This is a genomic window from Arthrobacter sp. HY1533, from assembly GCF_027568515.1.
GTDB lineage: Bacteria > Actinomycetota > Actinomycetes > Actinomycetales > Micrococcaceae > Specibacter.
In genome coordinates this window covers 17,002-41,047 of record NZ_JANKZF010000003.1, presented here as the reverse complement: position 1 = coordinate 41,047, position 24,046 = coordinate 17,002, and the positions used below count along the sequence as shown (strand labels likewise).

17 protein-coding genes and 1 tRNA gene are annotated in these 24,046 nt (G+C 67.0%); 11 read left to right on the top strand and 7 right to left on the bottom strand.

All coding sequences use genetic code 11. The annotated features are described in order from the left end of the window. Window positions 1-22: 22 nt before the first annotated feature. Both PCK14_RS03500 and PCK14_RS03495 read right to left on the bottom strand, forming a co-directional pair. Window positions 23-856 (bottom strand): hypothetical protein, encoded by an 834-nt coding sequence (locus PCK14_RS03500; protein ID WP_269937078.1) that lies wholly within the window; start codon window positions 854-856, stop codon window positions 23-25. A gap of 34 nt (window positions 857-890) precedes the next feature. Further along, window positions 891-1,376 carry a MarR family winged helix-turn-helix transcriptional regulator gene (locus tag PCK14_RS03495; RefSeq protein WP_269937077.1) on the bottom strand — a complete coding sequence of 162 codons (486 nt, stop codon included), beginning with the start codon at window positions 1,374-1,376 and terminating at the stop codon, window positions 891-893. A 45-nt stretch (window positions 1,377-1,421) separates the two neighbouring features. Between PCK14_RS03495 and PCK14_RS03490 the strand changes: the two genes are divergently transcribed. The 3 genes from PCK14_RS03490 to PCK14_RS03480 all read left to right on the top strand — a co-directional run bounded on the left by PCK14_RS03490 (window position 1,422) and on the right by PCK14_RS03480 (window position 4,849). After that, complete coding sequence (locus tag PCK14_RS03490; protein ID WP_269937076.1) at window positions 1,422-2,354, top strand: EamA family transporter; 933 nt, start codon at window positions 1,422-1,424, stop codon at window positions 2,352-2,354. Beyond that, window positions 2,296-2,787 (top strand): GNAT family N-acetyltransferase, encoded by a 492-nt coding sequence (locus tag PCK14_RS03485; protein ID WP_269937075.1) that lies wholly within the window; start codon window positions 2,296-2,298, stop codon window positions 2,785-2,787. Before PCK14_RS03490 ends, PCK14_RS03485 begins: the two co-directional genes overlap by 59 nt. 367 nt (window positions 2,788-3,154) lie before the next feature. After that, window positions 3,155-4,849, top strand: a complete 1,695-nt coding sequence (locus PCK14_RS03480) for an HNH endonuclease (RefSeq protein WP_269937074.1) — start codon at window positions 3,155-3,157, stop codon at window positions 4,847-4,849. Window positions 4,850-4,881: 32 nt separating this feature from the next. Here the strand turns inward: PCK14_RS03480 and PCK14_RS03475 are convergent, their stop codons facing one another. Then, the gene (locus PCK14_RS03475; protein ID WP_269937073.1) at window positions 4,882-5,589 is read right to left on the bottom strand and encodes a class I SAM-dependent methyltransferase; all 708 of its coding nucleotides are present in this window, start codon (window positions 5,587-5,589) and stop codon (window positions 4,882-4,884) included. A gap of 677 nt (window positions 5,590-6,266) precedes the next feature. Between PCK14_RS03475 and PCK14_RS03470 the strand changes: the two genes are divergently transcribed. Continuing rightward, complete coding sequence (locus PCK14_RS03470) at window positions 6,267-9,176, top strand: discoidin domain-containing protein (protein ID WP_269937072.1); 2,910 nt, start codon at window positions 6,267-6,269, stop codon at window positions 9,174-9,176. 92 nt (window positions 9,177-9,268) lie between these two features. Here PCK14_RS03470 and PCK14_RS03465 read toward each other — a convergent pair whose 3' ends face one another. The 4 genes from PCK14_RS03465 to PCK14_RS03450 all read right to left on the bottom strand — a co-directional run bounded on the left by PCK14_RS03465 (window position 9,269) and on the right by PCK14_RS03450 (window position 13,438). After that, a complete protein-coding gene (locus PCK14_RS03465; RefSeq protein WP_269937071.1) occupies window positions 9,269-10,765 on the bottom strand; it encodes a carboxylesterase/lipase family protein in 1,497 nt (498 codons plus the stop codon). Next, complete coding sequence (locus PCK14_RS03460; protein WP_269937070.1) at window positions 10,762-12,165, bottom strand: GH1 family beta-glucosidase; 1,404 nt, start codon at window positions 12,163-12,165, stop codon at window positions 10,762-10,764. Before PCK14_RS03460 ends, PCK14_RS03465 begins: the two co-directional genes overlap by 4 nt. A gap of 88 nt (window positions 12,166-12,253) precedes the next feature. After that, complete coding sequence (locus PCK14_RS03455; RefSeq protein WP_269937069.1) at window positions 12,254-13,219, bottom strand: endonuclease/exonuclease/phosphatase family protein; 966 nt, start codon at window positions 13,217-13,219, stop codon at window positions 12,254-12,256. A gap of 146 nt (window positions 13,220-13,365) precedes the next feature. Continuing rightward, window positions 13,366-13,438: transfer RNA gene (locus tag PCK14_RS03450), tRNA-Arg, on the bottom strand. 153 nt (window positions 13,439-13,591) lie between these two features. Here PCK14_RS03450 and PCK14_RS03445 point away from each other — a divergent pair. The 7 genes from PCK14_RS03445 to rho all read left to right on the top strand — a co-directional run bounded on the left by PCK14_RS03445 (window position 13,592) and on the right by rho (window position 24,015). Beyond that, a complete protein-coding gene (locus tag PCK14_RS03445) occupies window positions 13,592-14,866 on the top strand; it encodes an MFS transporter (protein ID WP_269937068.1) in 1,275 nt (424 codons plus the stop codon). 85 nt (window positions 14,867-14,951) lie between these two features. After that, a complete protein-coding gene (gene argS, locus PCK14_RS03440) occupies window positions 14,952-16,604 on the top strand; it encodes an arginine--tRNA ligase (protein ID WP_269937067.1) in 1,653 nt (550 codons plus the stop codon). 4 nt (window positions 16,605-16,608) lie between these two features. Continuing rightward, complete coding sequence (lysA, locus tag PCK14_RS03435; RefSeq protein WP_269937066.1) at window positions 16,609-18,060, top strand: diaminopimelate decarboxylase; 1,452 nt, start codon at window positions 16,609-16,611, stop codon at window positions 18,058-18,060. Between the two features lie 48 nt (window positions 18,061-18,108). Then, complete coding sequence (locus PCK14_RS03430) at window positions 18,109-19,413, top strand: homoserine dehydrogenase (RefSeq protein ID WP_269937257.1); 1,305 nt, start codon at window positions 18,109-18,111, stop codon at window positions 19,411-19,413. Continuing rightward, window positions 19,413-20,513, top strand: coding sequence for a threonine synthase (gene thrC / locus PCK14_RS03425; protein ID WP_269937065.1), 1,101 nt, complete (start codon window positions 19,413-19,415; stop codon window positions 20,511-20,513). The genes PCK14_RS03430 and thrC overlap by 1 nt, the downstream gene beginning before the upstream one ends. 29 nt (window positions 20,514-20,542) lie before the next feature. Further along, window positions 20,543-21,511, top strand: a complete 969-nt coding sequence (gene thrB, locus PCK14_RS03420; protein WP_269937064.1) for a homoserine kinase — start codon at window positions 20,543-20,545, stop codon at window positions 21,509-21,511. 338 nt (window positions 21,512-21,849) lie between these two features. Continuing rightward, window positions 21,850-24,015, top strand: coding sequence for a transcription termination factor Rho (gene rho / locus PCK14_RS03415; RefSeq protein ID WP_269937063.1), 2,166 nt, complete (start codon window positions 21,850-21,852; stop codon window positions 24,013-24,015). Window positions 24,016-24,046: the final 31 nt, after the last annotated feature.

Sequence of the window (24,046 nt, the reverse complement as noted above, 5' to 3'; positions counted from 1 at the left end):
ATGCGGATTTTGCGCTGTGTTGTCAGCCCGCGGTGGCCGGGGCGTGCGTGTTTGCCTTGGCGCGCGTGCGCAGGGTCAGCGCACCCCTGGCTGAGAGCACCAGGAGCACGACGCCGGCTGCCGCCAGTGCCGCACCCCCGGCGAGGCACGCCGTGGTCCAGATGGGTGACGCCGTGCCAGCGCCGGAGGCATCCCAACCGACGGCAAGGGCAGTCCCGCCGAGGCTGGCCAGCAGTGCGCCGCTGGTGAAGGTGGTGAGGTCGCGGGCCGAGAGCCTGCGCCATTGACTGTCCAGCGAGGCCATGCGCGGATCCGAAAGTGAGGCAGTGGCCTTGAGCCGTTGCAGCACAAGAACGGCGGAACCTGCCATGGCCAGGGCCGTGAGCAGGGCAGGCGCGCCGTTCTGCCAGGCCAGCAGTGCCGGGCCTGCCAGGCCGCCGGCCGTGATGAAGGCCGCGAAGGCCAGCAGAATTGCCGCCGGTGCAATCATGGAGCGCTTGGCAAGCAGCGGTGTGGGGGCATCCAGTTTCCTGGCGGGCAGGGCGGAGAACAGCAGCAGGCCCCCGCTGGCCGACAGGCTTGCCGTGAGCACGGCCGTCAGGCCCGCCTGGCCCGACAAGCCCACGGACACCCGGAACAGGGACGTGAACATGAGCAGCGCGAAGGCAACGCCGGCCGCCGTGCGCAACTGGGCCGTGAGCATGGCCCGGTCCACCTCGGCGTTTGTCACGGGCCGCTGCGTGCCTCCTGCGCCGATGGCCCTGGGGGCTTTTCGTTTGGAGATCCAGGAGGCTGTTGCCGTGACGCCCCAGGCCAGTGCGGCAAGCAGGGCGGCCAGGGCAATCAATTTGGTCATGGGGAAAGTCTTCCATGGATCCCGGGCCGGGCAGTCAGCCCGCTGCGTCGGTGATCTTCTGCAACAGGGCAGCCAGCTGGGCCTGTTCGCCCTGGCTCAGCACGCCGGTGATGGAGTGCTCGGTGGCCAGGTGGTCCGGCAGGGTTGCCTCGATGAGATCCCGGCCGGGTTGCGTCAGCGAGACCAGGGTGCCGCGCCCGTCGTCGGGGTTTGCCGTCCTGGACACCAGGCCCCGGGACTCCAGCTTGTTTAGGCGCTGTGCCACGGCACTTGTGGAGACCATGGCGTCGCGCGCCAGGGCGGCCGGGGTCAGGCTGTGGGGGTGGCCGCTGCGCAACAGGGTGGCCAGCACATCGAAGGAAGAGGAATCCAGCCCGTGCGCGGCAAACGTTGCGCCCAGCCTCGTTTCCACCGCAGAGGCGGCGCGGCTGAGCCGCCCGATCACGGCCATGGGTGAGACATCCAGGTGGGGTTTCTCGGCGTGCCACTGGGCCAGGATGCGATCTAGTTGCTCCGTCATGGATCCACCCTAGCAATTTGCTAAGCACTTAGTTATATTAGCTAAGTGCTTAGCAAAAAATTCATCCTGCTCACCGCCATTGCCCCCGTGCTGTGGGGGTCCACCTACCTCACCACCACCCTGTTCCTGCCGGAGGGGAGGCCCTTGCTGGCCGCCGTGCTGCGTGCCGTGCCCGCGGGCCTGTTGCTGTTGGCGCTGTCGCGGCGCCTGCCGGCGGGCTCCTGGTGGTGGAAGTCGTGGGTGCTGGGGGTGCTGAACATCGGGCTCTTCTTCGCATTGCTGTTTGTGGCCGCCTACCGCCTGCCTGGCGGAGTGGCCGCGATTGTGGGAGGTGCCCAGCCGCTGCTCGTGGCCCTGTTGGCCAGCCGGATCCTGCAGGAGCATCTCACCTGGACCCGGTTGGCGGCCGGCTCGGCAGGCGTGCTTGGGGTGGCCCTGATTGTGCTGCAGTCGCAGTCGCGGCTGGACGCGCTGGGCCTCGCCGCCGCCGCGGGCGGCACCCTGTCCATGGCGGCGGGCACGGTGTTGGCGAAGAAATGGGGCCAGCCGGTCTCCCGTGCGGGCCGGCCGGTGCCGCCCCTGGCTACCACCGCGTGGCAGCTGCTGGCGGGTGGAGCCACACTGGCCGTGCCCCTGATGTTGCTCGAGGGCCTGCCAGCAGAACCGCTGACAGTGCCCAACCTGGCCGGTTACCTGTTTCTGTCGCTTTTCGGCACTGCACTGGCCTATGTCTGCTGGTTCCGCGGGCTGTCCGAACTTCCGGCGGGTGCCGCAGCCTTCCTGGGGCTGCTCAGTCCCGTGGTTGCGATCCTGCTGGGTTGGCTTGTGGCCGGGGAGGTGCTGGGCGCAGGGCAAATGGTGGGTATCGTCGTGGTGTTGGCATCAGTTGCTGCCGGCGTCACCATGAAGGGACCCGCCCATGACATTGACAACCTTCGCGCTCGCAGGCCAGTCCTTCCGCTTGAGGCGCGCCGTTGAAGGCGACGTTGCCGGCATCGTTGGGCTGATGGCCGCCGACCAGCTCCGTGCTGCCGTAGACTCCACGGCCCCGGAACGCCGGGCCCCCTACCTGGCGGCCTTCCACGCGATCGACGCCGACCCGGCCCACCTGCTGTGCGTGGTGGAGGACGCCGCCGGGACAGTTGTGGGGACCATGCAGCTGACGTACCTGCCCGGCCTGGCCCGGGGCGGGGCAACCCGGCAACAGATCGAGGCCGTGCGGGTTTCGGCGGATTTGCGGGGCAATGGACTCGGATCCGCCATGATCGCCTGGGCCGTGGAGGAGGCAGGACGGCGGGGTGCCACGTTGGTGCAGCTCACCAGCGACAATTCCCGCACTGACGCGCACCGCTTCTATGAACGGCTTGGCTTTGTGCAGTCCCACGCGGGGTTCAAGCTGCACTTGGCGTGAAGCCTTTTGTGGGCAGTTCCTCCACAGGAACAGCTGGCAAGGGGGCCATCCACAGATGCGCCGGATGGGCCAAAAATGTCACACCCCCTGCGTAGAGTTTAAGTAGCAAGGGAGCAATGGAAGGGCCGGGCAAACGTCCTGTTTGGCGGTCTGAACTTGATCCCGAACTCTTGCTTCGGCCACCGGCCGGGGCTTCCGGCACAGGGCGGTGATGGACGTGGCAGCTCCGGACTTTTTCGACAGTCCCGCCAATTGCGCCGGCCCACGCTTCCTTGGCACCGCCTCCAATGCGCCGGTTCCGCCAGCCGTTGGAGCCGGCACCCGGAATGCGATTGCGGGCGCGAGAAGTGGTGCTGGCGCCGCAACCATGCAGAAGTGCCGTGGCCTCCTTGAACTTGGCAACTCCGTCCTGGAAAGTTGCGGCAGCTTCTTTGACCCCGCCATGCTCGCGCAGCTGGATGCGGCCCTGGCCCATGAATTTGCCGCCCAGGCAAGGGCCCGGGCCGATGATGCGGCCGGGGAGCTCGACAGTGCCATTCGCGGGGGCCGCAGCGCGGAAACCCTGGCTGCCCTGTCCGAGCGGCTGTCCGCGGCAAAGTCAGCGGCGAGCAAGGCGGAGGCCCGTTTCGCCCAAGCCACAGATGTCATTGCCCCCTTGGGTGGGAACCCCACCAGTGCGGGCTTCGATGCCGTGGCCGTTGGCCAGATTTCGGCGGCCACGCTCATAGATGTCATCGACAAGCTGGAAACGGCCAAGAACGCCATGGCCGCGGCGCAAGCCCACGCGCAAACGTTGTTTGTGGCCAGCCAACGCCTCAGTCAGGCGCAGGTGGGCGTGCCGAAGGAACGAATCGGCAAGGGGATTGCCCATCAAGTGGCCCTTGCCAGGCACGAATCGCCGCACCGGGGGCGCCAGCTGTGCGAACTGGCGGAGGTGCTGGTCCGTGAGCTGCCATGCAGCATGGACGCCTTTTCCCGTGGCAGCCTCAACGAATTCAGGGCCAGAATCGTGGCTACAGAGACTGTATTCCTATCATTTGAGGACCGGGCCCGGGTGGACCGCTGCATCAGCGGCGACGTGGGCGCCGTTGAACTCATGGGCACCAGGGAGCTGCGGGCGGCGGCCAGAAAAGCTGCTTACCAGCTCGACCCGGAGGCCTTCGTCAAGCGCGGACAAAAGGCAGTGGGCGACCGCTACGTCTCGCTCCGCCCCGCCGCCGACGGCATGACGTTCTTGACCGCACTCATTCCACTCAAGCAAGGCGTGCGCATCCTCAATACCCTGACCAAAGTGGCCCAGAGCGCCCGGGCAGCAGGAGATGAACGCAGCAAGGGCCAGGTCATGGCCGACGCCCTCATGCACCGACTCATCCAGCACGCGGCCTGCGACGACGGCGCCGGCACCATCAGTGACCACAGGGGCGCCCCGGCACCCGGGGCGGATGGAGCAGGCGGCGGCTGGCCCGGTGCCGTGCGTGAACCCTGGTGCACGGCCGTGAGGGAGCCGGAGATCGCACTGGAGCTGGTCATGACCGACAGGTCTCTTTTTGGCAGCGACAATGAACCGGCCGTCCTAGTGGGCTACGAGCCAATCCCGGCACCCACGGCCCGGGACATGATCCTGCAACCGGACACAGCGGCAGACGGGTTCTCACCCCGGGTCTGGTTGAAACGGCTCTTCACCCATCCAGACAGCAACGCCCTGCTCGCCATGGACTCCCGGGCAAGGGTGTTCCCCGAAGGCATGAAGGAATTCATCCGGCTCCGTGACCAGCGCTGCCAGACGCTGTACTGCGACGCTCCCATCCGGGAGTTCGACCACATCAAGTCCTATGCCGCAGGCGGTCCCACAACAACGGAAAACGGCCAGGGGCTGTGCACCGACTGCAACCAGGCCAAGGAAGCACCCGGATGGCAGTTCCAGCGCGGAACCGGTCCTGCGGGAGAGGGCTGGGCCACGGAAACCACCACGCCTACAGGGCGTCGCTACGTTTCCGTGGCACCGCCCCTGCCTGGTTCCCCGGGGAGAAATCCCGGCCGCTCGAAAAAACGACGCTGCTGAGGAGCCTGGGAGCTGAGACTGGTGCGCCGGGACTAGCTGGTGGCGATCCGGACGGCCCGCAGCACCTCGTCGTGGATCGTGATGGTTTCCCCATCAACACCTGCCGCAGATCTGGGCCGGGCCTCTGCCACCTCCACCCTCCACACTTGCGGGTCCAGTGAGGTGGCCACCTCGGCGGCGGTGAAGTAAAGATCAGGTGCGTTGGGCCGCTTGGCCCCCGCCAGTAGGTCCTGCGAGGAGTGCCCCACCACCAGCAGCGTCCCGCCTGCGGCAACGGCTGCCGCGAGCCGCGCAAATACGGGTATGCGGTCCTGGCTGGGGAGGTGCATGAACTGGGCGTTGACCAGGTCGAACGCTGCTGCCGGCGGGGCCCACTCCAGCAGGTCGTGGTGCTCCCAGGCAATGGAACCGGGCAGCTCGAGCGCCTTGGCGTGCTGCTCTGCCTTCTGCAATGCAACGCGCGAGATGTCCACTGCCGTCACATGCCAGCCGCGCCGGGCCAGCCAGATGGAATCGGCACCCTCACCACAGCCCACGTCCAGGGCAGCGGGCCAGCCCGGCCCGTCCGCCGATGCGGCCGCAATCGCGGGTGCCTGTGTGGGGAAGGATTCCATTTCGGCCAGCAGCTGTGGATTGGGATTTCCGCTCCAGACGGCGCGGCTGCCGCTGTAGCGCCCATCCCAGAAGGTCTCGTCGAACATGGTCTCGGCAGGCGGCCTGCCCTCGGGTGTGGTCGGCATGGCTACAGGCTATACCTGCCCTGGCGGTGGCACGTGGCTGAATTTGTTGCTGCGTTGATGGCGCCGCAACAAGGCGAGGTGGCCGCGTAACATTCCAAACTTCCCGCCGCAGTGCCCCACGTGCACAAGCAGGGACAGCCCGGCGGCGTGCGGCGCTCCTGGCCGGTGCAACTGGGACGCCCCAAGGTGTCTGGCAGGGGCTGCGGCCCGCCCGCAACGGCCAGTGAAAACCCGTCATGCCCGTCTTGCTGCCCCGGTCAACCCGCAGCAGCTCTGCATGGATTCTCTTTTGCCAGGGGTGAGAATGCTTCACCGCCAGGTCCTGCGTGCGGCCCGGAAGAGTGGCAGAACGGAGCGGCGGGCAGCCGCAGGCCCGCCTAAATCCGGTTTCCTGGAGCCCCAAGTGCAGGGCCCTTGACGGTGCTTCGGAATGGGGATCAACCCATGCAAAATGCTCATTGCTGATGATTCTTGGACGTCATCAATCACGAACATCGTTGACTTGGGCGATGCGCAGCCACTCTACTGGGAAAGTTGCCGGTTGTGATGCATACCACTTTCGAGACTGTGGCGCAGGGCCTGATGCCGGCTTCACGAACCATCTTGAATGCCCCGCGGACGCCTATGCGCATCCCCGCAGGGCAAATGAAGCGTAAATATTGAGGGGTCTCACAGCAATGAACAGAACTTGGCGCAAGATGGCGATGGTGGCGGCGGTAAGCATGCCGCTGGCCGGCATCGCTGCAATGGCACCGGCAACGGCCGCTCCCGTGGAGCCGGCCGTCAACCCAGCACCGGTTGTGGTGCCGTCCCTGCATGAATGGACGGGCGGCAGCGGCCTGGTGGAAATTTCACCGACCAGCCGCATCGTGGTGCCCGCAACACTAAACCAGGTGGGTGAGGAGTTTTCCCATGATTTGGCCGAAATGACAGGACTGGATTTGCCGGTGGTGGCCGGTGCCAGCAAGCCCGGTGACATCTCGCTGGTCCTGGACGTTGCAGACAAGTACATCGCAGGCGGGGACCGCTACGACGCCGAAGGGTACAAGCTTCAGGTCTCCGCGGACGGCGTCAAGGTCACCGCACCCACCGACACAGGCGTCTACTACGGCACGCGCTCCATCCTGCAGGTCATGGTCCAGTCCGACGGACGCAACAAGCTTCCCGCCGGTTCCGCCGTGGACTGGCCCGACTACGAGGCCCGCGGTTTCATCCTGGATGTGGGGCGCCGCGTCTTCACGGCGGACTTTGTGGACGACTACATCAAGATGATGAGCTACTACAAGCTCAACCGTTTCCAGATCCACCTCAACGACAACCAGATCTTTGTGGACAACAAGGACTGGACCAAGGGCCAGATGGGTTTCCGGCTGAAGTCGGACAACCCCAAGTACGCGGGGCTGGCCTCGGCCGACGGATCCTTCGATCGGGCCGACTGGGACGGGTTCGAAGCCACCGCGGCGAGCCGCGGCGTCCGGATCATCCCCGAAATCGACGTCCCCGCCCACTCGGCTGCCATCATCAAGTGGCGTCCGGACATTGGCCTGGACAACGGAAAATCGGACCACCTTGACCTGGGCAAGCCGGAAACGACAGAAGTGGTCAAGGGCATCTTTGACGAATTCATGCCGTGGTTCCAGGGGCCCGAGGTCAACTTCGGCGCCGATGAATACCCGGGCAACAAGCTCCAGTACCGCCAGTTCTACAACGACATGGCAGCGCACATCCGCGCCGCCGGCAAAACCCCTGGTGTCTGGGCCAGCTACAAATGGATGAGCGGATCCATTGCCGGCTACGACATGGATGTGGTGCCCAATTGCTGGAGTGCGGACTGGTACAGCATCACCATGGCGGCCGCCGACAAGGTCAAGTGCATCAACACCAGTGACGCCACCTTGTACGTGGTCCCCTTTGCCAACTACTACCACGGCAGCGGGCTGAACAACCAGGGACTGTACAACGACTGGCTGCCCAACATGGCAGGCAATCTCACTGTCCAGCCGGGGGACGTCATGGGTGCCATGTTCGCCGTGTGGAACGACCTCGTGGACCGGGACTACAGCCAGCAGGACGTCCACGGCCTGATCCAGCGCTCGTTCCCCGTGGTTGCCCAGAAGACCTGGACCGCCAAGGCGCCCACGGTGGGCTATGCCAGCTTCAACAGCGCACTGGACAAGATTGGCATGGGCCCGGCACTGGGCACAGTCAAGGACTCAACCCCCGTTGCCGGCGGGGCGGACCTCGCCTCAGGCAAGCCGGCAACTGCGTCCTCCAGCAAAGCAGGCCACCCGGCGTCGAACCTGACCGACGGAGACAAGAACACCCGCTGGGAATCTGCTGACGCCAACCCGGCATCGCTGCTCGTGGACCTGGGCTCCGTCCACAAGGTGGGCGGCATCAATGCCGAGTGGGCCGCCAACGCCCCGGCCGGCTACGCCGTGGAAACGTCCAGGGACGGCCTGTTCTGGGACCGCGTCGCGACGCACCAGGTGGCCGGCGCGGGCGCGGACCAGTTCCGGTTCCCGCTCACCGAGGCACGCTACGTTCGCCTGGCCGGGCTGGTCCCCGCCGGTTCGGGCATGGCCCGCGCTGCAGGCGGCACAGTTGCGGCCTGGAACCTGGGCATCGAAGGCGCCAACAATGTTGCTGTGGGCGCCGTTGCAACGGCCTCCGGCAACGAGACGCCCAACTTTCCGGCCAACCAGGCATTTGACGGAAACCTGACAACACGGTGGTCCGCCAACTACAACGGAACCCGCTGGCTCGTCGGCGACCTCGGCACGGCCCAGACCTTCAATGAGGTCACGATTGCCTGGGAGGGTGCCTCCGCCAGGGACTACACGGTGTCCACCTCCCCGGACGGCAGCACCTGGACCGTTGCGGCCACCAAGACCGGCATGCCGGAGTTGGCACGAACCGACGTTGTCACCTTCCCCTCCGTCAACGCCCGCCACGTCAAGGTAGAGGTCCAGGCCTCCACCATGGGCCAGTACCTCTCCGCGTACGAGATCGAGGTCCGCAATACGGAGGTGTCATCGCTTGGTGTTGCCGGTTCCGTGGACGGTGAGCCCAATGGCGATGGCAAGTACGACGCCGAACCGACAGTGACGCTGGCAGCGACGGGTGCCGCCGCGGCCGGGGCAACGATCGAGTACCGGGTTGGCGGCGGTGCGTGGAGTGCGTACTCCGCGCCGTTCACCCTGGCCGGCTACCAGCCCACCACCGTGGAGTACCGTGCGGCCAGCGGCCAGGAGAGCTACGCGGGATATGCCGTGCTGGACCTGGACACACCCGGCGCCTCGCCGTCGCCCAGCCCGGAACCCACCGCAACGCCGGAACCGAGCAAAACGACGGAACCGACGGTGACGCCGGAACCGTCCACGGCAACCACCGCCCCCGCAACGGGCGCTGCCACAACCACGGGCAAGCCTTCACCAAGCGCACCGGCGGCAACGCCGGCAGGCACAGGTGACGGACTGGCCAGCACTGGCGCCAACGTGGCGGCACTGTTGCTTGGCGGCATGCTGCTCTTGGGTGCAGGGGCGTTGGCAATGATCCGCCGCCGGCCCTCACGCGGCAGCCACTGAAGGCAAACCGCCCCATCCTGAATCCGCGGCGGCTCCCCACCAGGGAGCCGCCGCGGATTTCTTTTTGCCTGGGTCACCGGGCCTGCCGCGGGCTACGGCGTCAGGGCGGCCCGCTCGTCGTCGCGGGGCGCGAAGACCACGGGGTTGCTGCCGCCGTCGAACGTCTTGACCGGCCGCTGCGTGCTCCACTGTTCCCAGCCCGGGCTGCCCGTGGCGGCAAAGTCCACCCACGCCCGGTGCATGGCCGTGGCCAGTTCCTGCGGCGCCGTGCTGCCGGCCAGCCCCAGCGAATCTGCCGAGCCGAGATCGTCGAACGCGAAGCCAAGTTCCACCGCGTGCGCGGCCCGCAGGTATTCCACGGGGCTCGGCCAGGCGAACTCGTAGACGAAGGTGGGGGCGGGGCCTGCCAGACGGGCGTCGGCCAGCTGGTTCATGGGCACCCGCAGCAGCTTGTCCGTGGCGAGGTCGCCCAGGATTTCCCCCGTGATGGAGTGCGGCCGGTTGCGCTTGAAGAGCTTCACGGCTGCGGCGGAAATTCCCACCTTCCGGCGCGCCACGGCCAGGTGCAGTGCCTTGAGCTTCATGACCAGCCCCGTGGGGACCAGCCACAGCCGGGCCTCGTCCGTGGTGGTGCCAATGAGCAGGGGGATGGACGCTCCGGCGCCGCCGGCCAGGGCCTCCGCGGGGCTTGCAGGCACCAGCCCGGGTTCCACGGACAGTGCGTACGACGGCCCTCCCGTCAGCGGGGTGGTGCCAGCGGTGACCCGTGCCTGGGCGGCCAGCAGGGAGGCGGGGGACTGCCGGGAAAAGGCCTCGCGCGTGGCCGGAATCTTCAGGTCCTTGGCAATTTTTTCGGTGATCCGCCCTGCCTTGGCGGGTGGATCGGCGCTCAGCGGACCACTCTGGATGATGGCGCGGCTGAAGAGGGACGGGGCATCCGGATGGGCCAGCAGGGCCGACACCGTGTTGCCGCCGGCTGACTGTCCAAACACCGTCACCCGGGCAGGGTCACCGCCAAAGGCGGCAATCTCGGCCTGGACCCAGCGCAGTGCGGCCATCTGGTCCGCCAGGCCCAGGTTCAGGGGTGCACCCCCCAGCACGGAGAACCCTTCGGCGCCCAGCCTGTAGTTGGCGGCCACAAACACCACACCGTCGCGGGCAAAGGAGCTGCCCCGGTACCCGGCCAGGGCGTTGGAGCCGTGCTGCAGCGAGCCACCATGGAACCAGACCATGACGGGCAGCAGTTCCGGGTCGCGGCTGGCCGGTGCGGCAATGTGTACGTTCAGGAAGTTCTCGCCCGGGATGTCCACGGTGGGCAGAATGCGTGCCAACGCCCCGCCATAGGGATTCTGCGGCGCGGTGGGGCCGGGCGAGGTGCCATCCAGGACGCCGTCCCAGGGCACTGCGGGGGAGGGGAGGGCAAAACGCAGTTCACCAATGGGGGCGGCGGCGTACGGGATGGCCCAGTAATGCTCGACGCCGCCTTCCGCCACCCCGCGCACGGCACCCCGGGAGGTGGTTGCGGTGGGGCCGGGGCCTGCCGGGCTGGTGGATACGGCCGTGGGCATGGCCTGTCCTGCATCGCTCATGAAAGCGTTCCTTCGTCGTTGCCCGCCGGGCGTTCCTTGTTCGAGCGGATCAGTTCTTGGTACCAGTGGTAGGAATCCTTGGGCGTGCGCTTCTGGGTTTCGTAGTCGACATGGACCAGGCCAAAGCGCTGGGAAAAGCCCACCGCCCATTCAAAGTTGTCCAGCAGCGACCAGTGGAAGTAGCCCCTGACATCCACGCCGGCATCCATGGCTGCCTTCAGCGCTCGCAGGTGGGCGTCCGTGTAGTCGATGCGCCGTGAGTCCCGCACCCGGCCTTCGCCGTCCGGGCCGTCGTTGAACGCGGCGCCGTTCTCGGTGATGTAGATGGGCGGCAGCTTCTCGCCATAGCGGTCCTTGAAGGCGAGCAGCAGCTCGGTGAAGGCCGCGGGGACCACGGGCCAGTCAAAGTCCGTGCGCGGGTAGCCCTCAATTTCCCGCAGTGAGAACGGCAACGAAGCATCCAGTTCGTGGCCGTCCACCAGGGCCGCCTCGCCCGCTGTGGGCGCACCCACCAGGGTGGGGTTGTAGGAGTTGATGCCGTACCAGTCGATCGGTGTGGAGATCACGGCAAGGTCGGCGTCGGGGACCGGCGGCAGGAAGGGCTCCAGTTCCGGCGGGTAGGCACCGGTGAGAATGGGGTCGGCAAAGATCCAGTTGGCAATGTTGTCGTACAGCCCGGCAGCCTGCAGATCCTCCTCGTGCTCGCTGGCTGGCCAGGTGGCCGCGTGGTTGTTGGCAATGCCAATGTTGCCGGCCCCGGCTGAACGCAGTGCCTGCACGCCCAGGCCGTGTGCCAGCAGCAGGTGGTGCGCGGCGGGCAGGGCCTCAAAGCCCAGGGCCAGGCCGGGTGCCTGGATGCCGGCGCCATAGCCAAGCATGGTCAGCACCACGGGTTCATTGATGGTGATCCACTGCGGAATCCGGTCGGCAAAGTGTCCGCCCACGATCCCGGCGTACTCGGCAAACCGTTCGGCCGTGTCCCGGTTCAGCCAGCCGCCGGCCTCCTCAAGCTCCAGGGGCGTGTCCCAGTGGAAAAGGGTGGGTGCGGGGGTGATGCCGGCCTCGAGCAGCCCGTCCACGAGCTTGTCGTAGAAGCCAAGTCCCGCGGCATTGACCGCGCCCCTGCCGCCCGGCTGGATGCGGGGCCAGGAAAAGCTAAAACGGTAGGCGTCAATGCCCAGGTCCTTCATGAGGGCCGTGTCTTCGCGATAGCGGTGGTAGTGGTCGCAGGCCACCTCCCCGGTGTCGCCGTTTACCACCCGGCCCGGCTGGGCCACAAAGGCGTCCCAGCTGGAAGGGCCGCGGCCGTCCTCCGCGACGGCACCCTCAATTTGGTACGCGGCGGTGGAAACACCCCAGGAAAAATTGCGCGGAAAAGTGGGGAATGCGGGCTTGTCCATGGAGACCTTTCATTGACTATCCGTGGCCTGAGCTTTTCGGATGCTTCGGGTCAAGTCAAGGAAATGCGCCCAACAAGTTTGCAAACGCCTAGAAATTGAAGCTGGCGCGCACGGCCAGGTGGTCGCTGGCTCCTGCCGGCATTACTGTGTTGGACGTTGCCGTCAGGCCGCGCTGCAGGATGTGGTCAAGGCGTGCCACGGGGAAGGGTGAGGCCGGCCAGGTGAACCCGGCCAGGCCCGCATCCTGCCGCGGCTCGCTCAGCTTGGCTGTGCCCGCCGGGAAGTTGCGGTCGGATGATGCGGCATTGAAATCGCCCACGGCAATGACCCGCTCGCTGTCGTCGGCCGCGATGGCCTGGCCGAGGTTGTTGAGCATAGTGTCCCGCTCGGCGTGTTCCAGCGGGCGGGCGGAGGCGGCGTGGACAACGTAGATGCGCACCAACCCGGACGGGGTTTGCAGATCGGCCGACAGCGCCCGGTTCCAGCCCAGGCCAAGATCCTGCGGCTGGGCATTCAGGATGGGGTAGCTGCTCCATAGGCCAACCGTGCCGATCCGGTAGGAATACCCGTAGTGCGGGTCCAGTTCGGCGTTGACAGCCTCCCGTGAGCCGCCGTCAATCTCCTGCAACGCAACCACCTGGGCGCCCGTGGCGGCCATGGCCCTGGCCGACTCTGCCCCCGTGCCGGACTCGGCCTGCAGGTTTTGGCTGACAACGGTCATGGCATCCGCAGCGGGTGCCGGGGCGCTCCAGGCCAGCGGAACCAACCCCGGAACAAACATCAGGGACCACACCACTGCCGGAACCATGACGGCTGCGGCGAGGTACTTCCGCCGGGCCGCAATGGCGGCAAGCCCCAACAGGGGGACGGCGGCACCGAGCCAGATGAGCCCGGAGTCGATGACCAGGCCCAGCCCCGCAATGTCGGGGAGCCAGGCATGGCCCAGCAGCACGAAGGTGAGCAGCAGGGAACTGGCCACGACGACCGTGCCCAGCCGGGTGCGGCGGGGGCGTGCGGACGCGGGTGCCCTGTGGTGTTCCTGTAGCAATGCCATCGCATCAACGCTGCCACGGAAAATTGGGTGGAAGCTGGCAGCGGCCTGTGCGGCTGCCCGGCACCCGCACGGCACGGCCTGCGGATTAAACAAAAACGGTGTCCGGCTTGGCGAAGTGATTCGCAAAGCCGGACACCTTCAAAATGTGCCCTCGGAGGGATTCGAACCCCCGACCTACGGTACCGGAAACCGACGCTCTATCCCCTGAGCTACGAAGGCGTGGCAACCGTGGCTGCCATATGGGAACGAGAAAGAGCTTAGCAGGTGCAGGGCGCCACATGAAAACCGGATGCGGGCCGTTGCCGCGATGCCCGGCAAACCGCTTCCTGGGAGCGCCTGACCTGGGGGTAACGTTGGGTCAATGGTGAATTCATGGGCGTAAAAATGCATCAACGGGCGTGGCTTTTTGCCGCTGCCATCATCCTCACTGCCCTGACGCTGCGCGCCGCCGTCACGGTGGTGCCGCCGCTGATCTCAACCATCAGCCAGGACCTTCCGCTCAGCCCGGCGACGATCGGCATCCTGGGCATGCTCCCCACTGCGGCCTTCGGGCTGTTTGGTTTCTTGACGCCGTACGTGATCCGCTGGGCCTCACTTGAGCGCCTCATTGTCATTGCAATCCTGGTGAGCATCGTGGGCCAGGTTGCCCGCGTGCTGGCACCCAACACGCCCCTGTTCCTGGTGTTCTCCGTGGTGGCCTTCGGTGGTCTGGGTGCCGGCAACGTCCTGTTGCCGCCCCTGGTGAAGAAGTATTTCCCCACCAAGATCGGCCTCATGACGGCCCTGTACGTCACGTCCATCTCCGTGGGCACCGCGCTGCCGGCGCAGCTGTCAGTGCCCGTCGCGGACGCCACGCACTGGCAGTTCTCACTGGCCTCCTGGGCCGGCATCAGCACCATTGCGCTCATTCCCTGGCTCGTGGCGCTCTTTTCCCAGCGCACCGCGCAGGCCCCCGCCAGCCCTGCCAAGCCGGCGGCCGCCGTCGTGCCCGGGACCGGGACGGACACCGCCGCCGCGTTGACAGTGCACCATCCGGCGCCCGCACCGAAGATGAACCTGTGGAAGTCGCCCACGGCCTGGGGACTGACGTTCATGTTTGGCTGCACCGCACTGAACACCTACGCCATGTTTGCCTGGCTGCCGGAAATCCTCACCCAGGCCGGGCTGGACAGGGGCCATGCCGGCTCCATGCTCGCGCTCTTTGCCGCGCTGGGCCTGCCGCTGAGCCTGTGCATCCCGCTCATCGCCGCCATGATGCGCAACCCGTTCCCGGCCGTGGTTCTCATGCTGGGCTGCTTCGTTGCCGGCTACCTGGGCCTGCTGCTCTCCCCGGCCAGCGGCACGTGGCTTTGGGTGGCGCTGGCGGGCCTTGGCCCCGGCACGTTCCCGCTGTCGCTGCTGCTCATCAACCACCGCACCCGCACCCAGCTCGGTGCCGGGGCGCTGTCCGGCTTCAGCCAGGGCATGGGCTACACGCTGGCCTGCACGGGTCCGCTGCTGTTTGGGCTGCTGCGGCAGTCCAGCGGTTCCTGGACCGTGCCGTTCCTGTTCCTCTTCGGCACGCTGCTCCTGCTGGGTGCTGGCGCCTGGATCATCTGCAGGCCCAGGATGCTCGAGGACGACTTCACCCGGAAGTCCGCCGCCTGACAGGCAGCGGGGTGCCCGGGCCACATTCTGGGCGGTGCACAGGCGGATTGGGGGAGCGCGCGGGCGGAACCGTACACTTAGAGGCGTGACTCCTGAAGAACTTTCTGCCGCCATTGCCACCTGCCTAAAAGATGCCGTCGACGCCGGTGAACTCGCCGTTCCCGCCGACGCACTGCCCTCGGAAGTCAAGGTGGACCGGCCCAAGAGCCGTGAACACGGCGACTGGGCCACCAACATTGCGCTCCAGCTGGCCAAGCCGGCCGGCGTTGCCCCGCGCAAGATCGCCGAGGTCCTGCAAACGCGCCTGGGTGCGATCCCCGGCGTCGCCAAGGTTGACATTGCCGGCCCCGGCTTCCTGAACATCACAGTGGACGCCGCTGCAGCCGGCGAGCTGGCCAAGGCCATCGTTGAGGCAGGGGAGGCCTTCGGCACCAATGCCGCCATGGCCGGAACCAAGATCAACCTTGAGTTCGTCTCCGCCAACCCCACGGGCCCCATCCACCTCGGTGGCACCCGCTGGGCCGCCGTGGGCGATTCCCTGGCCCGCATCTTCCAGTCGCAGGGCGCCGACGTCACCCGTGAGTACTACTTCAATGACCACGGCAACCAGATCGACAAGTTTGCCCGCTCCCTGCTGGCCAGCGCCAAGGGCGAGCCCGCACCCGAAGACGGCTACGGCGGAGCGTACATCGAGGACATCGCCCGCGAAGTCATGGCCAACAACCCCGGCATCCTTGACTCGGCGGATCCGCAGGAAGAATTCCGTGCCCAGGGCGTCGAGCTCATGTTCGCGGCCATCCGCGCCTCCCTGCACGAGTTCGGCGTGGACTTTGACGTCTACTTCCACGAGAACTCCCTCTTTGAGGACGGTGCCGTGGAGAAGCTCCTTGACCAGCTCAAGGGCTCCGGCAACATGTACCTGAAGGACGGCGCCTGGTGGCTGAACTCCACCGACTACGGCGACGACAAGGACCGCGTGGTCATCAAGAGCGACGGCAACGCAGCCTACATTGCCGGCGACATTGCCTACTTCAAGAACAAGCGCGACCGCGGCTTTGACCTGTGCATCTACATGCTCGGCGCCGACCACCACGGCTACGTGGCCCGCCTCAAGGCCGCCGCGGCAGCCATGGGCGATGACGCAAACCGCGTCGAGGTCCTCATCGGCCAGATGGTGAACCTGGTCCAGGACGGCAAGCCCGTGCGCATGTCCAAGCGGGCCGGCACCGTTGTCACCATGGAAGACCTCGTGGAGGTGGTCGGAACGGACGCAGCCCGCTACTCGCTGGCCCGCTTCTCCTCGGACTCCAACATTGACATCGACCTGGACGTGCTGACCAAGAAGTCCAACGAGAACCCCGTGTTCTACGTGCAGTACGCCCACGCACGCACCTGCGCAGTGGGCCGCAACGCCGCTGCCGCCGGTGTTGAGCGCAGCGCCTTCGACGCCGCGGCCCTGAGCCACGCCACCGAATCCGAGCTGCTGGCCGTGCTGGGCCAGTACCCGGGCATGCTGGCGCAGGCCGCCGGCTTCCGCGAACCGCACCGCGTGGCCCGCCACCTGGAAGTCATCGCCGGCGCCTACCACCGCTGGTACGACGCCTGCCGCGTCACCCCCATGGGCGAGGAACCCGTCACCGACGTGAACCGCACCCGCCTGTGGCTCAACGATGCCGTGGGCCAGGTGCTTGCCAACGGCCTTTCACTGCTGGGCGTCTCGGCACCGGAACGGATGTAACCCGATGGAAAACACCCGCATCGCCGGCGCCGAGCTGGCCCCCGATTGGCTGCCTGCCGCAGGAAACGTCAATGAGCTTGTGCCGGCGATGTGGGCGCACGACGTCGACCGCAGCGAAAGCGGCGAGGTCACCATCAGCGGCATTGCCGTGAGCGAGTTGAAGGCACAGTTCGGCACGCCCCTGTTCGTCATGAGCGAGGACGACTTCCGCCAGCGCGCCCGCATGTTCAAGGACGCCTTTGATGAGGCCTTCGCGGACATTTGCGGCGGCGTGGACGTCTACTACGCCGGCAAGGCATTCCTGTCCACCGAGGTGGCCCGCTGGGTTGATTCCGAGGGCCTGCGCCTGGACACCTGCTCCGGCGGCGAACTGGCCGTGGCAAGGCGTGCCGGCCTGTTGGGTGAAAACCTGGGCCTGCACGGCAACAACAAGTCCGCCGCGGAGATCAACCGCGCCCTGGACATGGGGCTGGGCCGCATTGTGGTGGACAGCCTCCACGAACTCCAGCGCGTTGCTGACATTGCCGCCGCCCGGGGCGAAAAGGCCAACGTCATGCTGCGCCTGACCCCCGGCGTGCATGCCCACACGCACGAATCCATTGCCACGGCCCACGAGGACCAGAAGTTCGGCCTGAGCTTTATTGCCGAGGACCCCGAGGCCCCCGGCATGAGCGCCGCGGAGGCCGCCGCCAAGCTTGCCGTGGAGGCCCCCAGCATCAACTTCCTGGGCTTCCACGCGCACATCGGCTCGCAGATCTTTGAGGCCGAGGGCTTTGAGATCGCCGCCCGCAAGCTGCTGGCCTTCACCCACCGGATCCAGGAAACGTACGGCGTCACGCTGCCCGAACTGGACCTGGGCGGCGGCTACGGCATTGCCTACACCGCCGTTGACACCCCGCGCCCTGCCGCCGAGGTGGCACGGGCCATGGCCGCCGTCGTGCGTGAAACGTGCGCGGAGCTGGGCATGGAGGCGCCGCGGATCTCCATTGAGCCGGGCCGCGCCATAGTTGGCTCCACCACCTTCACGTTGTACGAGACAGGCACGCTGAAGACCGTGCAGGTCGAGGTGGACGGCCAGGGGGATGTGACGGCCCCGCGCCGCTATGTGTCGGTGGACGGCGGCATGAGCGACAACGCCCGCCCCGTGCTCTACGAGGCCGATTACTCGGCAGTTCTGGCCAGCCGCGCCTCCGAAGCAGCGCCAGCTTTGTCCCGAGTGGTGGGCAAGCATTGCGAGAGCGGTGACATTGTTGTTAGAGATGTATATCTGCCCAATGACGTGGCGGCCGGAGACCTGCTTGCAGTTCCCGGAACGGGCGCGTACTGCTGGGCACTTGCCAGCAACTACAACTACGTTCCCCGTCCGCCCGTGGCTGCCGTCAAAAACGGCACCGCACGCCTGATCGTGCGGGGCGAGACAGAAGACGATTTGCTGGCACGCGATTTAGGGGCCTAGAGACCTTTGACAGAGCTCAACACTGCGGACGCTGACGTGTCCGCCAACATCAAGACCTTGAAGGTGGCGCTGCTTGGCGCCGGGAATGTGGGCTCGCAGGTTGCCCGCATCCTGCTGGAGGACGCCGCAGCCCTGGCTGCACGCACAGGCGCCCGGCTGGAACTGGCGGGCATTGCGGTGCGCAACATTGACGCGCCCCGCGAGGTGGAGGTTCCCCGGGAGCTGTACACCACCGACGCCTCGGCGCTGGTGCGCAACGCTGACATTGTCATTGAGCTCATGGGCGGCATTGAGCCGGCCCGCACACTGATCCTGGAAGCCATTGAGCACGGGGCCACGGTTGTCACCGGCAACAAGGCCCTGCTGGCCGTGGACGGCCCCACCCTGTACGAGAAGGCCGACGCCGCCGGCGTCCAGCTCTCCTACGAGGCCGCCGTGGCCGGGGCCATCCCGATCCTGCGCCCCATCACCGACTCCCTGGCCGGGGACAAGATCACCCGCGTCATGGGCATCGTCAACGGCACCACGAACTTCATCCTGGACGCCATGGACTCCACGGGCGCGGAGTTTGCCGACGCCCTGGCCGAGGCCACCCGCCTGGGCTACGCCGAGGCAGACCCCACAGCCGACATCGAGGGCCACGACGCCGCCGCCAAGGGCGCCATCCTGGCCTCGCTGGCCTTCCACACCCGCGTTGCACTGGAAGACGTGCACTGCCAGGGCATCACGGCCGTCACGGCCACCGACATTGCCTCCGCGAAGGATGCCGGCTACGTCATCAAGCTGCTGGCCATTGCCGAGAAGCTCGACGGCGGTGTGAGCGTGCGCGTGCACCCCACCCTGATCCCGCGCGAACACCCGCTCGGTGCCGTGCGCGGTGCCTTCAACGCCGTGTTCGTCGAGGCGGAGTCCGCCGGCGAGCTCATGTTCTACGGCCGCGGCGCCGGCGGCTCCCCAACGGCGTCGGCCGTCATGGGCGATGTTGTCTCGGCAGCCCGCCGCCTGGTCCTGGGCGGCCCGGGCCGCACCGACTCCACCATTGAGGTGCTGCCGGTGCTGCCCATCGATGCCGTGGCCACGCGCTACTACATTGGCCTGGACGCCGCCGACCAGCCGGGCGTGCTGTCAAAGATTGCTGCGTTGTTTGCCGAGAACGGGGTCTCCATCGAGACCATGCGCCAGACCGTGCACCGCGACCGCGACGAGGCAAAAAATGCAGGGCCCGCCTCGGCGGAGCTGCGCATCGTCACGCACCGCGCAAGCGAAGCTGCCCTGGCAGCAACTGTCGAGGCCATCAAGGGCCTTGACATCATTAATTCCGTTACGAGTGTCTTGAGGGTGGAGGGAGTCTGATGGCTCACCAGTGGCGCGGGGTTGTCCGCGAATACGCAGAACGCCTGCCGGTTACGGCAGAAACCAGGATCATCACGTTGGGGGAGGGCGGCACCCCGCTGGTGCACGCTGCGCACCTCTCGGAGCTGACCGGCTCCACCGTGTACCTGAAGGTGGAGGGCATGAACCCCACCGGATCCTTCAAGGACCGCGGCATGACCATGGCCATGACGGCAGCCGTTGCCGCCGGCGCCAAGGCCGTTGTCTGCGCCTCCACCGGCAACACCTCGGCCTCCGCCGCGGCCTACGCCAAGGCTGCAGGGCTGACCTGCGCCGTGCTGGTGCCCGAGGGCAAGATCTCCATGGGCAAGCTCAGCCAGGCAGTGGCGCACGGCGCCACGATCCTGCAGGTTGACGGCAACTTCGACAACTGCCTGGACGTGGCCCGCAAGCTGGCCGAGTCCTACCCCGTGTTCCTGGTGAACTCGGTCAACCCGGCCCGCATCGAGGGCCAGAAGACCGGTGCCTTTGAGGTTGTGGACGCCCTGGGCGACGCCCCGGACTACCACGTGCTGCCCGTGGGCAACGCAGGCAACATCAGCGCCTACTGGCGCGGATACAAGGAATACGCGGCGCCCTACGAGTCGGCAACCGCCGGCACCCTGCCGGCCGTGTCCACGCACACCCCCATCATGTGGGGCTTCCAGGCGGCAGGCGCCGCCCCGTTCGTGGCCGGCCACCCCATCACCGAGCCCGACACGATCGCCACGGCCATCCGCATCGGCAACCCGGCGTCCTGGGACATGGCCATTGCCGCCCGCGACGAGTCCGGCGGAGTCATCGAGGCCGTGACCGATACGGAAATCCTCGCCGCCCACCGCTGGCTGTCCGCCAAGGAAGGCGTCTTCGTGGAGCCCGGCTCCGCGGCAGGCGTTGCCGGCCTGATCAAGAAGCACGCCGCAGGCCAGGTGCCCTCCGGCAAGACGATCGTCATCACCGTCACCGGCCACGGCCTGAAGGACCCGGACTGGGCCCTGAAGAACGCCGAGGGCGCCGCCGAGCCGAAGTCCGTGCCGTTCGACGTCGTCACGGTCGCCACTGCACTGGGCCTGACGGACTAGCGGCAACCACCACCATGACAGGCACCGCCATGACTTCCCCGCTCCTGAAAACTCCCGTCCCCGGAACCACCGCCACCGTGCGCGTCCCGGGCACCAGTGCCAACTTGGGCCCCGGCTTTGACTCGCTGGGCCTTGCGGTTTCGCTGTACGACACGCTGTCCGTGACCGTCCTTGACGGACCCGGACTGGAGTTTGACCTGAGCGGGGAAGGCGTGGAGGAGCTCCCGCGCGACGCCAGCCACCTCGTGGTGAAGACCCTCGACACGGCCTGGGCGCGCCTGGGCTACAGCCGCGCCGGCCTGCGCATCACGGCCAGCAACGTGCTCCCGCACGGCCGTGGCCTGGGCTCCTCGGCCTCGGCCATCGTGGCGGCCATCATGGCCGCCAACGCCCTCGTGGAGGAAACGGACCGGCAGGATCGCGCCTGGGTGCTGCAGCTTGCCTCCGAGCTGGAGGGCCACCCGGACAACGTGGCCCCGGCCATCTACGGCGCCGTGGCTGTCTCCTGGCAGGAAGGCGCCGGCTACGCCAGCGCCAAGGTCACGCCGTCGGACCGGGTGGTGCCCGTGGTGGCCATCCCCAATGTTGAACTGAAGACCGAGCGGGCCCGCGGCATGCTGCCCGCCACCGTTCCCCACGCCGATGCCGCCGCCAACTCCGGCCGTGCCGCGCTGCTCATGCATGCCCTGGCCTCCGAACCGGCGCTGCTGCTGGCCGGCACGCGCGACTACCTGCACCAGGACTACCGCGCCGAGGCCATGCCCGGCAGCGCCGCACTCGTGGCACAGCTGCGCGCCGAGGGGCACGCCGCCTTCATCTCCGGCGCTGGCCCCACAGTCATGGTGCTGGCCAACGGCGGCACCGAGGCGGACGCCGTTGTGCAGCGAATCACAGATCTTGGCGCCGCTGCACAAAATGCGGTCAATGGCGGCGTGTCTTGGCGGGTTTTGCGGCTCCAGGTGGACCTTGATGGTGCTAAAGTGGAAGTGCATCCGTAGCTCACAAACACTTTCCCCACCTGGCGCTCATTGGGCCTGTGCGGAAATGAGCAATGTTTCCCTGGCTCTTGATGCCGCCCTTGCGGCCTGCGCTTTCTTGCGTGGCGGCCGCCGGTCCAATCCATGGCAGCCGCCGGATGGGGCCGATGGATTGCTCCCCTGTGAGGCTTGATTCGAAGGGTGAACCACACATTTCCCGTATTTCTGGTTCGTCCAGGAGCGAAAAATGGACCTCAGATACCTGCCCTTGACTGCCAGTGCGGCAGCAAACGGCGGATCTGACACTAATCATCGCGGCCCCAGCAACTGGGCCCGCCATCGAGGGGGAAGGATCCTTCGTGACCGAAACCGTAACTTCAGCCGCCGCTTCCAAGGCTGCTGATTTGGACTCCGCCGCACAGTCGGCACCTGCAAAGTCCGCAGGGCTGGCAGGCTTGAAACTGGCACAGCTGCAGGTCCTGGCAGGCCAGCTGGGCATCACTGGCGGTTCCCGCATGCGCAAGGGCGACCTTGTGGACGCCATCTCGGCGCACCAGCGCGGCTCGTCCGTCGCTGACCGCCCGGCACGTGCCGCCAAGGCAGCCGAGCCGGCCGCCGAGGCAGCAGAGGCACCCGCCAAGCGCGGTGCCGCCCGCAAGTCCGGCGCCGACGCCGCACCGGCGGCAGAGCCCGCCGCCACCGAGGCCGCAACTTCCGAGACCGCAGAGCGCCCGGCCCGCGGCCGCCGCACCCGCCGCGCCGCCAGCAGCGACGGCATCATCACCACCGGCTCCGGTGCCCAGGAGGCGCCCGCCCAGGCCGCCGCCCCCGCACAGGAGGCAGCCGCCGTCGAGCCTTCCGAGGCAGCAGCGGAGAACGACGGCGACAACCGCCGCCAGCCCCGCACCCGCAACCGCCGCGCCCAGGGCGGCGGCCGCCAGCAGGACGCCGGCACCGAAAACGCAGCAGTGGAAGCCCCCGCGGCCGAGCAGGGCGAAGCCCCCGCAGCCGAGCAGCAGGGCGAGAACGGCGAAGGCTCCGAGCGCAACGGCCGCAACCAGCGCAACCAGCGCAACGACCGCACCCAGCGCAACGACCGCAACGAGCGTGGCAACAACAACCAGGGTGCTGCCAACGCCGCGGGCAACGACGACGAGGACGGCTCACGCAACAGCCGCAACCGCCGCAACCGCCGCGACCGCAACACCAACGACGGCGGCAACGAGCGCAACGACCGCAGCTCCAACAACAGCCGCAATGACCGCAACGACCGCAACGACCGCTTCCGCGACCGCAACGAACGCCGCCGCGGCCGCAACGCGGGCCCGGACTTCGATGACACCGAGGTGACCGAGGACGACGTGCTGCTGCCCGTGGCCGGCATCCTGGACATCCTGGAAAACTACGCCTTTGTGCGCACCTCCGGCTACCTGCCGGGCTCCAACGATGTCTACGTTTCCCTGAACCAGGTCAAGAAGTACAACCTGCGCAAGGGCGACGCCGTGGTCGGTGCCATCCGTGCACCCCGCGAAGGCGAGGACCGCAGCAACGCCCAGAGCGCACGCCAGAAGTTCAACGCACTGGTGCGCGTCACGAGCGTCAACGGCAAGAACCCCGAGGAACTGAAGAACCGCGTCGAGTTCGCCAAGCTGGTTCCGCTGTACCCCTCCGAGCGCCTGCGCCTGGAAACCGACCCCAAGAAGGTCGGACCCCGTGTCATCGACCTGGTCGCCCCCATCGGCAAGGGCCAGCGCGGCCTGATCGTCTCCCCGCCGAAGGCCGGAAAGACGCTGATCCTGCAGGCAATCGCCAACGCCATCACCATCAACAACCCTGAGGTCCACCTCATGATGGTGCTCGTTGACGAACGTCCCGAAGAAGTCACCGACATGCAGCGCACCGTCAAGGGCGAGGTCATTGCCTCAACCTTCGACCGCCCCGCCGACGACCACACACAGGTTGCCGAACTGTCGATCGAGCGCGCCAAGCGCCTCGTGGAAATGGGCATGGATGTTGTTGTCCTGTTGGACTCCATGACCCGCCTGGGCCGTGCCTACAACAACTCGGCACCGTCCTCCGGCCGCATCCTCTCCGGTGGTGTGGATTCCGCAGCCCTGTACCCGCCGAAGCGTTTCTTCGGTGCGGCCCGCAACATTGAAAACGGCGGCTCACTGACCATCCTGGCCACGGCACTGGTGGAAACCGGTTCCAAGGCTGACGAGGTCATCTTCGAGGAGTTCAAGGGCACCGGCAACATGGAATTGCGCCTGTCACGCCAGCTGGCCGACAAGCGCATCTTCCCGGCCGTTGACGTCAACGCGTCAGGCACCCGTCGCGAGGAGAACCTGCTTTCCCCTGAGGAAGTAAAGATCATGTGGCGCCTGCGTCGCGTGCTCTCCGGCCTGGAAATGCAGCAGTCGCTTGAACTGCTGACCTCCAAGATCCGTGAGACAGGCTCCAACGTCGAGTTCCTCATGCAGATCCAGAAGACCACCCTGGGTTCGAAGGCTGAGCTGGACAAGTAGCGCTGCAATTGGGGCGGGACCGCACATTCGT